Below are 12,298 nucleotides of genomic sequence, written 5' to 3' on the forward strand. Positions count from 1 at the left end.
TGAAAGTTTACTGCGCGACTGGTTCGCGCAGTTTTTCTTTGAGGTCATCGTAAAGCGCAATCCGCTCTTCCTCGGACAGGAATGCGCCGATTTCGACTTCGCGACCTTCACCCTTGAGGGTGACGTAGTTCGGAACCGGGCCGCCGCTCTGATGGATCTCGGGGCGGGCCCAATAGCGATTACAGGCCCATTCCTGCTGCCCCCGTCGCGGGTCATGATGTATCAGATGCGCCTGTGTTCCGGTCAGCGTCAGGACTTCGAATATGCTACGGGCCCGATAGTTTGACCGGAGCGCCAGCCAAAGGCCAATTACTGTTAGCAGCAGGAAGGGCAGCAACCCCCAAAGCAAGGCCGAGCCAAGAACGGCCAAAAGTGGGATCAGCCCGAATAGAAAGACCCCAAACACAACTCGCACCGCCCAAGGACGCGGCAGTGAGTTATGCGGCCACAAGCGCAGCTCAAGTTCTGATGTGGTGGTTTGATTCCATCTGTAGGGCATGGCCGGAAGATAGCCCAAAGCGCGTCCGAGTCGACGCTGAAAATTCAGATGACGTGCCCGACGCGGGCCCACGATAGGGCATCGTCCAGCCGATCATCCCCCCAAAAGACTTCGTTCCCCACAACCAGGCTTGGGGCGCCAAAAATGCCCAGCTTGATTGCGCGTAGTGTTTCAGCCTCAAGTGCGGCGACAATGTCGGGGCTGCGCGCGCGGGACAGGATCAGTCGGGGATCCTGCTGACTGCGGTGTAGCGCTTCGGACAGGGCGGTTTCGCTACCGGCCTCTACACCTTCTTCGAACCAGATCCGATATAGAATTTGCGTAAAGTTCTTGCCCCAGCCTTCTTCCATTCCCAACAGCGCTACTTGATTTGCCAAGGCAAGGTCAGAAATGGGGTAGGGCGCAGGAAGCTGGGCGTGCATATGGTACTTAGCCGCCCGACGCTCAATGTCGCGCCACATATAGGCGGATTTGACGGGTTTCCCTGCAAAGGGGATGTTCTTCTGCTGCGACATCACTGTGCGTACATTGAACGGCCGCCATGTGACGGACGCATCGTGTTCAGAACACCAATCGTCCAGGCGCATGATCGTCAGAAAGCTGTAGGTGCTTCCGATAGAGTACCAGAAATCAAGATCGGGCATATGAACCCTCGGGGTTGCCGATTGTTTTGCCTTTACCAGAGTACCCTATTTTGACCGATCTGGCGAATTTCCGGTGGCACGCCACTTAGAAATGAAAAACCCCGCCAAGTTGGCGGGGTTTTCTGTTGGTTCAGAGGGATCAGTGCGCGTGGCCCTTGTCCCAGTCTTCTTGCTTGGGCAGCTGCTCGAACGTGTGTTCGGGCGGCGGCGAGGGCAGGGTCCATTCCAGCGTATCCGCGTATTCGTTCCACGGGTTGTTCCGGGTCTCACGTGCGCCACGGAACAAGGCGTAGAACACGATACCAAAGAACAGCAGGAACGAGGCGAAGGATACAAAGGCGCCAATCGACGAGACATAGTTCCACTGCGCGAACGCTTCAGGATAATCGATGTAGCGACGTGGCATGCCCTGACGACCCAGGAAGTGCTGCGGGAAGAAGGTCAAGTTGGCGCCGATGAAGAACAGCCAGAAGTGAACCTTGCCCCAGAACTCTGAATACTGACGGCCTGTCATCTTGGAGAAGTAGAAATAGATCCCAGCAAAGATCGCAAACACAGCGCCCAGCGACATCACATAGTGGAAGTGTGCAACCACATAATATGTGTCGTGATAGGCGCGGTCGATACCAGCCTGCGACAGAACCACACCGGTCACACCGCCAACGGTGAACAGGAAGAGGAAGCCGAAGGCAAACAGCATCGGTGTCTTGAACTCGATCGAGCCGCCCCACATGGTGGCGATCCACGAGAAGACCTTAACGCCGGTGGGAACCGCGATGACCATCGTTGCCAGCATGAAGTAGGCTTGCTGCTGGACCGACATGCCAACTGTGTACATGTGGTGTGCCCACACGACAAAGCCCAGTACACCGATCGCAATAAGTGCCCAAACCATCGGCAGGTAACCGAAGACTGGCTTGCGCGAGAAGGTCGCGATGATGTGGCTGATAAGGCCAAATCCAGGTAGGATTACGATGTACACTTCTGGGTGGCCAAAGAACCACAGGATGTGCTGATACAGGATTGGATCACCACCACCGGCCGGATCAAAGAAGGTGAAACCAAAGTTGCGGTCCATTAGCAACATGGTGATCGCACCTGCCAAAACCGGCAGCGACAGAAGAATCAGCCACGAGGTGATGAAGATCGACCAGCTGAACAGCGGCACCTTGAACAGGGTCATGCCCGGAGCACGCATGTTCAGGAAGGTGGTGATCATGTTGATCGCGCCGAGGATCGAGGAGGCGCCCGATACGTGCACGGCAAAGATCGCAAGGTCCATGGACATGCCGCCCTCGCTCGTCGACAGCGGCGGGTATAGAACCCAGCCGACGCCCGAACCAAGCTGGTCGTTACCACCGGGGCTCAGCAGCGAGGCCACGCCCAGCGAAGTACCGGCGACATAGAGCCAGAAGGACAAGTTGTTCATCCGCGGGAACGCCATGTCCGGCGCGCCAATCTGCAACGGCATGAAATAGTTGCCAAATCCGCCGAATAGGGCAGGGATGACCACGAAGAACATCATCAGAACACCGTGGTAGGTGATCATCACGTTCCACAGATGCCCGTTCGGAGTACAGAGCTCGGCACCGCTGCCGAACAAGCGGAACCCTTCCATGCACATGTGCTGTACCCCGGGCTCCATCAATTCGATCCGCATGATAACAGTCATCAGAACCGAGATTAGACCGGCCAGGGCCGAGACGATCAGGTACAGAATCCCGATGTCCTTGTGGTTGGTCGACATGAACCAGCGGGTAAAGAACCCGCGCTGGTCTTCATGGTCGTGACCATGAATGGCTGCGTCTGCCATTAGGTGCCTCCTGTTGCAACTACACCGCGCTGTCGGACCTCTCCAACGCGCGGGATTCCTGCTGGTTTTAGATTGCGTGGGGGCGACCTTCAATGGTCGAGTTTGATCTGGATCAAGATTAATTGTCGCGGGTGCCGGTTGCAGGGCTTCGAAAAAGAGCACAACTTTCGGCAAATGGAGGAGACCGGATGGTTCTGAACTACGTGACGACCGAAAAGGCTCAGGCGGCCACCGGGCTACGCATGATCGTTGTCGGAGGTGTGCCAAGCCCCTGGAGCGAAGCCGCAAAGAGTATTTTTCACGTAAAACGTCTGCCTTGGCTGCCAGTTTATCTGGACCATCAGGACCGGGCGCAGACCATCTGGGCGCAAACGGACAGCGCACCGGTTGTGTTCTGGAAAGATGAGGCACCGCTTTCCGAAACGGCCGATATTGTCGCCTTGGCACAACGAATCGCGCCTGAACCAGATTTGTTGCCAGCATCAATGGCGCCCGACATTCTCGCCTTCATTGACTTACTGGCGGCCCCCAATGGATTGGGCTGGCAAAGGCGGCTTCAGAAAATCCATGCTGGTATGCGAGGCCAAGAAGGTGGGTTCCATCCCAAGATTGCCGACTATCTTGGCAAGAAATACGGTTATGATACAGAAGCAGGTGAAATGGCTGCCGGTCGCGCTGATGGAATATTGAAACGCGTCAGTAGCAAGCTCGCAGAAAGTGGTGATTTTCTGTTTGGCAACACGCTCACTGCAGCAGATATCTATTGCGCTGCCTTCATGGCTTTGTTCGCACCGTTGCCGGAAGAGTTGTGTGCTATGCGGCTGAGTACCCGAAGGGTTTTCGAGCATATATCCGATCCTGTACGGGATACTCTTTCGGCAGGTTTGCTGTTGCATCGGGACAGGGTATACCGCGATTTTCTGGAAACACCTTTGTCGCTCTGATCGCATGTGCATTGCGTCTTGACCGCCAAGGTGCGGCACCGCACAAACACCTCATGAAAAACGTCCAAACGGAGGCCGAGTATGTCTGCCTATGATCCCGATAACATTTTCGCCAAGATCCTGCGTGGTGAAATCCCTGCAAACCGGGTCTATGAAGACGACGACACACTGGCCTTCATGGACATCATGCCGCGCACGGACGGGCATCTGCTGGTGATCCCGAAAACGCCTTGTCGCAACGTGCTGGATGCCAGCCCAGAACAGCTTGCTTCTGTGATCTCAACGGTTCAGAAGATGGCGCAGGCGGTGAAAGCGGCGTTTGGTGCGGATGGTGTCACCATCCAACAGTTCAACGAGGCTGCAGGTGGGCAAGAAGTGTTTCATCTGCATTTCCACGTTTTGCCGCGGCACGAAGGCGTTTCGATGCGACCGCCGGGCAATATGGGTGATTTTGACCTGATCGCTAAAAACGCCGGTAAAATCAAAGACGCGCTGGCCTGATCACCCGCTACAGGATCAGTGCGATCCAAGGCATTTGCTATGGTCGCCAAACGCGTTCAGCACTTCACATACATGGTCGTGGGTGCCGTCACAGGCGGCTGTGATGCGTTCCAGTTCGGCCTCAAGGCTGCGCAGCAATGTTATCCGGTTGCGCAGTTCAGTCAGCTGACGATCCGCGATTTCATGAACATGGTCCAGATCCGCCCCCTGCGCCCCTTCCAAAGAAAGCAACGCCTCGACATCCGGCAAAGGCAGGCCCAGATCACGCGAGTGGCGGATAAATTGGAGGCGTTTCAGAGCAGTCTCGTCATATCTGCGCTGATTGCCCGCCGTCCGATACGGTTTGGCCAACAAGCCTTTTTCCTCATAGAAACGGATCGTGGGCACCTTGACCCCGGTTTGCCGCGACAAATCTCCGATTGAGTACATTTTGTGCTTTTTGCCTCTTGAACCTCTAGTGACTAGAGGAATTACATAAGATGGCAGTTCAAAACAAGGATCTGATCTGCCATGTCACATAACCACACCCACTCTCACATTGATCCGAATGCCGGTGACCGGAGGGTGGTCGGAGCGATCGGCGTCAATATGGTATTGACGCTTGCACAAATAGTGGGGGGCATTTTGTCTGGCTCACTGGCCTTGATCGCAGATGCCTTGCATAATTTTTCAGATGCCATCGCGCTGATCATCGCGTTTTTCGCTCGTAAGATTGCGCGACGCCCGGCAGATCCACGGATGAGCTTTGGTTATGGTCGGGCAGAGGTTGTGGCCGCTCTTGTTAACTACACCACTCTTGTCGTTCTTGCCGTTTATCTGATGTACGAAGGTGTCATGCGGTTTATCGAGCCCGAACCGGTGAATGGCTGGATCGTCGTCTGGATCGCAGCGCTGGCCCTGATCGTCGATCTGATCACGGCTGCACTGACCTATTCGATGGCAAAGGACAGTATGAATATCAGGGCGGCCTTTCTGCACAATGTGGCAGATGCATTGGGCTCGTTGGCAGTGATCGTCGCCGGGACCATGGTCATCGTGTTCAACTGGACATGGGTGGATCCCGCCGTAACCATTCTGATCTCGGTCTACATCCTTTGGCATGTGAAATCTGAAATTGGCGAAACCATTCACGTCTTGATGTTGGGTGCACCATCCGACCTTGACCCAGAAGAGGTCGCTTCGATGATCGAGGCCACCGAGGGCGTTGTTTCGGTCCATCACGTTCATCTGTGGAGTATGCAGGAGCATGAACCTGCCCTGACTGCACATGTGGTTGCGACCAGCCACGCAGACGAAGTTGCCAGGTGGCTTTCCACAACCATCAAGAATGCGCTGCAGGATCAGTTCGGGATCGGCCATGCAACGCTTGAAATTGAAAGTGGGGAAGAGGTTTGTGGCCATCTGGCCCGGTTTGGACATGACAAACACGAGCACTAAAAAAGAAATTGCCGTTCCGATTTGGGGTCGGAACGGCAGACTCGTAACCAAAACACTTACCTGTTTTCCCAGGGTATACCTGCGATCACCGGCTTAACACACCACTCACTCTAGAACGGTAAATCCATACTAGGCGTTAATGGGACCCAAGTATTCATATTTGTGAAATTTATCTAGATTCCGTCGGAAACCAGACGGACCAATCGGGAATTGTTTCCAAATTTTGAAACAGAGCGGATCTGACGGCTGGATTGTAGTCGGTGCCGGGCTGTTTTTCGATTCGTGATCCGAGTTAATCCGCCCCCGCGGGTCCAAAAACCTCAGCGAAGGTTTTTCTAAGCGCGTTGTCCACATCATCCATCGCGACCGGAAGACCCAGATCGACCAGAGAAGTCACGCCATGGTTCGAGATGCCGCAGGGTACGATCCCAGAGAAATGGCTCAAATCCGGTTCGACATTGATCGAGATGCCGTGAAAGCTGACCCATTTACGCAATCGCAGGCCGATCGCCGCGACTTTGTCCTCGGCTTTTTCGCCTGCTGGCGTCAGCGGCTTGTCATCCCGTTGCACCCAGACACCAACACGGCCGTCGCGGATTTGCCCGGTCACGTTGAACTCGGCCAAAGCTGCGATCACCCAATTCTCAAGCTGCTTTACAAACTTGCGCAGATCCCTGCCGCGTTTGTTCAGGTCCAGCATGACATAAGCAACGCGCTGCCCCGGACCATGATAGGTGTATTCACCACCGCGTTTTGACGTATGGACTGGAAATCTGTCCGGGTCTTTCAGGTCTTCGACCTTGGCTGAAGTGCCCGCTGTGTACAGGGCAGGGTGCTCAAGTAGCCAGATACACTCATCCGCCTCACCCGCCGCGATATCGGCCACGCGCGCCTCCATAAAGGCGATGGCCTCATCATAGTCGGTCAATCCGTCAGTAATCTTCCATTCCATGTCGGCTCCTTAGCGGCTGGATGCATGGATGGAAAGACCTAGGCTGCTTCGGTCAAACAGCGCTGCAGGACCTGCGCATAGGTGTCCGCCCCCTGCGCCCCAGTCAGCAGATACTTTCCGCCAAACACCATTGCGGGAACGCCGGAAATACCGCGACCGGTCCAGTATTGCTGCTTCTCTCGAACCGGCGCGGCATGAGCACCTGATTCAAGCACCCTGCGCGCAGCATTCCGATCCAGACCGGCAGTTTCCGCGGCCTCAAGCAGAACTTCAATATTCGAAACGTCCATTTGCTTGGTGAAATAGGCCTCGAACAAAGCCAGTTTCAGTGGATGCTGGCGACCCTGAGCCTCAGCCCAGTCAAGAAGCTGATGTGCAGCAAATGTGTTTACGATGCGACTTTCTTCATCAAAGGCGAAGGTAAAGCCCAAGTCAGCCCCGATTTGCGTCAATCGATCCCGCATCGCTTGGCTTTGTTCCGTCGAGGAGCCGTATTTCTCGGCAATGTGCTCACGCAGGTTCTGACCCTCGGACGCCATGTTTGGGTTCAATTCGAACGGATGCCAGCGCAGCTTTGCCAGAATATTTTGCTGTTTGAGCGCCAGATCCAACTGCCGGAATCCAACAATGCACCAGGGGCAAACCACATCCGAGACTATGTCGATCTGAACGATGGGGCGAGGGTCGGGCGAGGTCATGGCGGGGCTCCTGACGGGGTCATTTGGACGACAACCTGTTAAAGATAAGAGCGCCGAATGGGAATTCAAACCAACGTGATTTTTGCCTCTTCACATCTTGATCATCAAGGTCTATACGCCCCACTACCAAGTCACTAACAGTGCGGTCGTGGCGGAATTGGTAGACGCGCAGCGTTGAGGTCGCTGTGGGGTAACACCCGTGGAAGTTCGAGTCTTCTCGACCGCACCAAGTGATTGGATTTCAACAGGTTTCTTCGCCGAATGTAACGGTAAATGGAGCCTTTTGAGATGGATGTACGGGTGCCAAAGGGCCTCTTTAAGAGAGGCAAAGTATACGCGGTCAGAGTCGCAGTTCCCAACGAGTACCAAGCTATCATCGGTAAGAAAGAGATCGTGCGTGGTCTCGGAACGCAGGACTTAGCTGAGGCTTTGATCAGGCGAAAAGAAGTCGTGTCGGAAATTCTTGCGTCGATTGGTGAAGGTTCTATGCCCGAGCCTATTGTTAAGCAGATCGCACGACATAACCCGCAAGAAGGGAATACCGTAAGAGACACGGCACATCGCTGGATAACCGAAGCGGACGGTATCAAAGAATCCACAAAGGTGAGGTACAGACAACACCTTGAAGGCTTTGAAGCGTTCGCGGGGAACATTGAAGTTACAGAGATCAACAGGACGTTGGCTCTGGATTTCATGGAGTACCTCAAGAGGACACCTTCTGAACGTACAGGCGAACTTCTCTCTGCCGGTCTTTGCAGTCCTATCAGTGTTGCCTAAAGCACTAATCTGAGCGATAGTAGTCCACGTGCAAAAATTGTTCTTGGAAGAGTGGACTAAACGAACACCTCAGGGACTACTGCTATAGGTAGAACACGCCCGACCTCTTTCATTGACGCCTCTGTAGCTATTCGAACATTCTCGTCAGCAACTGTGATATCTCGGATGAGATCTGGTTCTATTGGTTCCAGAACTTGAACCTCAGCGTCGTTTCTGGTTGGTAAGTTGTTGGGTGTGTTGTGATATTGCCTGGCGGAACGAGAATCCCTCGCGCTGACTGCGCAGTCTGCGAACATTTGATTGAATGCCCACGGGCCGCCTATGTAGCCCGAGTGTTTCGTTATTGCTGATGATGCGGCGTTAGTCCAGCAAAACCGGCAAGCGTGCGTCCAGAGTACGGATGCGTCGACTTCAAGAACTACGAATGGGCAGTCCAATTCGCTTAGCTTGCGAGAGAACATTGATTGGTTGATGCTATGGATTGAAAACGAAACCGCGTCGAGTTGCCCATCCAAGCGTAAATCATCGGTGTAGGTGTAGATAACTTGGTTTGCATCAAGGATGCTCCTTGAAACTAAGCCATTCACCAGAATACTGGAAAGGTTTGAAATCGGAGTAAAGTGGTACAAATTTGAGATGCCGCGTCGGCGACACTCGCTACGGATCTTTGCGGAGTTCATGAAAAATCCTGATTGTGTAAGGCGGATCTCTTCGTGATTGCAGCAACCATGGCATGATTTTATTTTCTGTTAGGGATATTTGATGATCAAAGCAAAGATCTCTGGAGAGGGTTGTTTCTTTCTCTTCGTTCGTAGAAACCTGACAACAGATCTTTAAATGAGCTTTCCGATTCCAGTGCTTGGTCAAGAACACCACAACGAAGCAAGGAAACGTATAGTGCGGCAGAGAATGCTTGGCAGTTAACGGATTTTTCGGGGTTGAATTCGATATCCGAGAAGCCGGAAAAATGGCAAATATCCGTTGAAAGCTCTACATCCATGTGAAGAGTGTTGATGTATAGCCAGTCGTAGAAGAACGTTCGCGGTCGAAGCGGAAAATGTTTGCCAAAAAAACGAAACTCTTTGAGATCGCCACTTTGTCGAATACGAATTTCTTTCTTAGCCTCTCTTGCGGTCATCTCGTAAATGTCAGGGAATGGGCCTGCGAACGAAAAGACCTTGCTTCCCTGAAAAGCTGACTCCACCGATACCTTGCGATTAGTTGACTTGGTGAAGAACGACAAGTTGAACGCGCTTGCGCGCACCCCGACGTCGTTTTCAGACTTGCTCGAAATTTCGAGGATCGGGTGGAAGCCCGCTTCATCTGCCGCCTTGTGCAGAGAAAGAATGGATTTTTGCTTCTGGCTTACGGCAAAACCTGGATACCAATCGAACACAAGCGCTATTTCCTTGACGCCAGGTTTCGCAAGATCTGGAGCATAAATGTATCTCTTTGCCACTACTCTTTCCACTGCTCGTAGTCTGTACGGCCCCTATAGAACTTCGATATCCACTTTACGCTGTCGGCAAGGATAATTGATTGATAGTTTCGGACCGAGAAGTTGCGGGACCAAATCCCATTTCTATGGCTATCAAACTTGAGTGGAAACCTGTCAGATACAGCGATCAACTTTTGTTTGCGGTTCTGCGAGCTGCACGCAGCATCGCAGACGTTAGTACGGACCAGAACAAGCCAACAAGGGCCGACAAAAGTCCCACAAGACCCAAAAGCAACGACGCGGCTTCATCGGACCATTTCATTGTGGTGCGAATGAACTTGTTTTTTCCCATTACTTCCATCGCACCAACCGTCTTTCCTTTTAAAGCTTCTGAAGCACGGGATATTGGTGCGAGATCCTCTATTCCATCCACCCGTTTAACTACGTAAATCGCGTCGATGGTACTCATACTGCCACTGATCTTGCCGATGTGCGAAACCATCTCAACCGTTTCATTCAACACAGCCGGTTTTATCAGTGCACGAAGGTCTTCAGTACTTCGGGCACTTTTCACCTGGTTCCACTCGACCCCTTCCTCAACGGAGCGGACGAGCTGTTTTCTGATACTGGTAGGCAAAGCACCGACTGAGTTCATAAGTTTTGCCATCCCGGCGCCCGCCTTAATCGACAGCGACGTGCCCGCGGAAGGGTAAGCAGCTGCGACCGCTGTAAGCCCAACCACCGACAGAATGACGTCAACTTCATCCACGTCTTGACCCGTGTAGTAAGCGTGCCCTCCCTTCACAACACCGCCTACATCCCCGATTGGAGTAAGAGCTATAGGTACTTGGCAAAACAAAACTGCGGATAGTTCGCACTGCGCAGCATCCCAAGCACATTTCAAGCACTTCCCAGATGTCTTGAAAAACCCAAAGTCTTCGGATTCCGCTGCTTGGATTTGCTCTTGTGTAACTTCCTTCAACTGGATGTTTTTATCTTCTGCCACTCCTCGCAGAGCTTCAATTGCTATCCAGTCTCTTGGTGCTTCACTCAATCTGGCCCTTAGCCTTTGCTCGATTAGTTTAGGTGAAGCCGCTTTGGACAACGATACTTCATATTGTATTTGCAACTCTTCCAACCCGCGCTCTACCAAAAGGGTAGAGGCTGGATTACTCACGATTTGCCAAAGGTTCAGTCCCGTAACGGCAATAGAACCTACAAGCAAAATGGAAAGTAATAGTTTTAGTAGCCTCTTCGATCTCAACTATCAGCCTGCCTCAATTGCGTTTCTAAAGGTTCAATCAGGGTTGTATGTATGAATACCTCGCCACGATGACTGCGAAGAGGTGCCCTCTTCTTGTTATTTTCCGCCAAAGATGCCGCGAACGGGAAATCGACGCAGAGCCAAAAGCACATGGGCACACACGGTAGCCCAAATTCCACTTAGGCTGAATTACTCCAAGGGGTGCGATTATAGTCTCAGACCTGAGAGCAGCCTCGGCTAGTATGTGGCCTGACTGCAACCGCTGATGTTCCTCGTTGTCAAAATTGAGTGGACCCTTAGGCAACAGGCCGAGCAATCAAAAAAAACGGAGCAAAGTGTCCAGCTAGGGTTACGTTCAATCCAATTTAACAATTTCCAGCTAAGTTCTAGATGAAAAACGAACAAAGGAATTATTATGAGCAGAAAGATCGGCTATCCAAGGACAAGTAGGATATCTGGGCGATGACTTGGATACTCTCGGCTGCTTGGCGAGGAACGGAAGTCATGTCGTGGTCTGCTTTGACCAATTTGATGTATGCAGATTGGTCTTCATCTCCAACAAAGCCAGACTTTTCGTATGAGCCTGCAATCTGAGAGATATCGGTTGTATCAAACCCTAAAGCGCAACGCGCCAGCAAAAACTTTAAGGAAAATAGCAAAGGATAACGAAGCGCAGCGGTACTGTCCCACCCCTGTAGAGCGGGGGAGGGATCCGTTGTCGCTTCCGCCAGGAAATGAAAGTACTCATCAGTTGTGATTGAGCCATCAGAAGCAAGAAGTTTTGCAATTGGGGTCGCTTCTGAACCGGATCCTTTCTGAGCACAAATCATGGAAAGACGGAAGACGCGGCTGTAATTTCGCCAAGGATGGTAATGCTCGGGTAGAAACGGTAATCCAGTCGCGGGTACAAGTTTGTCACGCCCGGCTTGCCGCAGATCGTTTTTGAGTGCAAAACGGGCAATTTTTTTCAAATTGTCGAATTGGAAATAGTCGAGCCGCCCTTGATCCCAGTTCCACATATTGTTGCCTGATTTGCCTTGCACACTTCTGATTGTGTGCACCTTAGCAACATTCTACGAACAGAATCCATCAGTTTGTGTGTCCGCTGCGAATGATAGCGATGCCCGGTTGCATCGAAGCGGCTATACAAATCGGAAAAGTTGGGCCGTGTGCCGAAAGCTACACTTCGACAAGCCCGCCATCAGCACATTTCCGCTCTGCCAGAAGAACTGAACAAGCATTTCAATGGCATTTTCGAAAGACCGTTACCCTCTAGCCTCCACGTATGTGTGGAGTTGGCTGCGCTTTCGAATTGCCCATAACGTTGTGTT

14 protein-coding genes and 1 tRNA gene are annotated in these 12,298 nt (G+C 52.5%); 5 read left to right on the top strand and 10 right to left on the bottom strand.

Features of this window, described 5'->3' with window-relative positions:
- Positions 1 to 7: 7 nt before the first annotated feature.
- The 3 genes from AC2FIM_RS00550 to ctaD all read right to left on the bottom strand — a co-directional run bounded on the left by AC2FIM_RS00550 (position 8) and on the right by ctaD (position 2,956).
- Positions 8 to 499 (bottom strand): DUF2244 domain-containing protein, encoded by a 492-nt coding sequence (locus AC2FIM_RS00550; protein WP_496695061.1) that lies wholly within the window; start codon positions 497 to 499, stop codon positions 8 to 10.
- A 44-nt stretch (positions 500 to 543) separates the two neighbouring features.
- Positions 544 to 1,143, bottom strand: a complete 600-nt coding sequence (locus AC2FIM_RS00555; RefSeq protein WP_142634478.1) for a 2-hydroxychromene-2-carboxylate isomerase — start codon at positions 1,141 to 1,143, stop codon at positions 544 to 546.
- A gap of 139 nt (positions 1,144 to 1,282) precedes the next feature.
- Entirely contained in the window at positions 1,283 to 2,956 is a 1,674-nt protein-coding gene (gene ctaD, locus AC2FIM_RS00560) for a cytochrome c oxidase subunit I (RefSeq protein ID WP_142634476.1), read from the bottom strand.
- Positions 2,957 to 3,144: 188 nt separating this feature from the next.
- Here ctaD and AC2FIM_RS00565 point away from each other — a divergent pair, with 188 nt between their 5' ends.
- Both AC2FIM_RS00565 and AC2FIM_RS00570 read left to right on the top strand, forming a co-directional pair.
- On the top strand, positions 3,145 to 3,900 hold the full coding sequence (locus AC2FIM_RS00565) for a glutathione S-transferase family protein (protein ID WP_496678137.1): 756 nt from the start codon (positions 3,145 to 3,147) through the stop codon (positions 3,898 to 3,900).
- 81 nt (positions 3,901 to 3,981) lie between these two features.
- On the top strand, positions 3,982 to 4,401 hold the full coding sequence (locus AC2FIM_RS00570) for an HIT family protein (protein WP_496678134.1): 420 nt from the start codon (positions 3,982 to 3,984) through the stop codon (positions 4,399 to 4,401).
- Between the two features lie 15 nt (positions 4,402 to 4,416).
- On the opposite strand, the gene AC2FIM_RS00575 is transcribed toward AC2FIM_RS00570, so the two are convergent.
- Positions 4,417 to 4,830 (bottom strand): MerR family transcriptional regulator, encoded by a 414-nt coding sequence (locus tag AC2FIM_RS00575; RefSeq protein WP_281972282.1) that lies wholly within the window; start codon positions 4,828 to 4,830, stop codon positions 4,417 to 4,419.
- 81 nt (positions 4,831 to 4,911) lie between these two features.
- Between AC2FIM_RS00575 and AC2FIM_RS00580 the strand changes: the two genes are divergently transcribed.
- A complete protein-coding gene (locus AC2FIM_RS00580; RefSeq protein WP_496678131.1) occupies positions 4,912 to 5,838 on the top strand; it encodes a cation diffusion facilitator family transporter in 927 nt (308 codons plus the stop codon).
- Between the two features lie 292 nt (positions 5,839 to 6,130).
- Here the strand turns inward: AC2FIM_RS00580 and lipB are convergent, their stop codons facing one another.
- Positions 6,131 to 6,790: a lipoyl(octanoyl) transferase LipB gene (lipB, locus tag AC2FIM_RS00585; RefSeq protein WP_496678129.1), complete on the bottom strand. Its 660-nt coding sequence runs from the start codon at positions 6,788 to 6,790 to the stop codon at positions 6,131 to 6,133.
- Between the two features lie 38 nt (positions 6,791 to 6,828).
- Positions 6,829 to 7,488, bottom strand: a complete 660-nt coding sequence (locus AC2FIM_RS00590) for a DsbA family oxidoreductase (RefSeq protein WP_496678127.1) — start codon at positions 7,486 to 7,488, stop codon at positions 6,829 to 6,831.
- Positions 7,489 to 7,630: 142 nt separating this feature from the next.
- On the opposite strand from AC2FIM_RS00590, the gene AC2FIM_RS00595 reads away from it, so the two are divergent.
- A tRNA-Leu gene (locus AC2FIM_RS00595) sits at positions 7,631 to 7,717 on the top strand.
- A 44-nt stretch (positions 7,718 to 7,761) separates the two neighbouring features.
- The gene (locus tag AC2FIM_RS00600) at positions 7,762 to 8,265 is read left to right on the top strand and encodes a DUF6538 domain-containing protein (protein ID WP_496678125.1); all 504 of its coding nucleotides are present in this window, start codon (positions 7,762 to 7,764) and stop codon (positions 8,263 to 8,265) included.
- Positions 8,266 to 8,321: 56 nt separating this feature from the next.
- Here AC2FIM_RS00600 and AC2FIM_RS00605 read toward each other — a convergent pair whose 3' ends face one another.
- From AC2FIM_RS00605 to AC2FIM_RS00620, 4 genes are all read right to left on the bottom strand, one after another.
- The gene (locus tag AC2FIM_RS00605) at positions 8,322 to 8,945 is read right to left on the bottom strand and encodes a DarT ssDNA thymidine ADP-ribosyltransferase family protein (RefSeq protein WP_496678122.1); all 624 of its coding nucleotides are present in this window, start codon (positions 8,943 to 8,945) and stop codon (positions 8,322 to 8,324) included.
- An 86-nt stretch (positions 8,946 to 9,031) separates the two neighbouring features.
- A complete protein-coding gene (locus AC2FIM_RS00610) occupies positions 9,032 to 9,724 on the bottom strand; it encodes a DarT1-associated NADAR antitoxin family protein (protein WP_496678120.1) in 693 nt (230 codons plus the stop codon).
- 166 nt (positions 9,725 to 9,890) lie between these two features.
- On the bottom strand, positions 9,891 to 10,880 hold the full coding sequence (locus AC2FIM_RS00615) for a hypothetical protein (RefSeq protein ID WP_496678114.1): 990 nt from the start codon (positions 10,878 to 10,880) through the stop codon (positions 9,891 to 9,893).
- A gap of 500 nt (positions 10,881 to 11,380) precedes the next feature.
- Complete coding sequence (locus AC2FIM_RS00620; protein WP_496678112.1) at positions 11,381 to 12,010, bottom strand: hypothetical protein; 630 nt, start codon at positions 12,008 to 12,010, stop codon at positions 11,381 to 11,383.
- Positions 12,011 to 12,298 lie beyond the last annotated feature (288 nt).

Source organism: Ruegeria sp. CDSC052 (assembly GCF_059610685.1).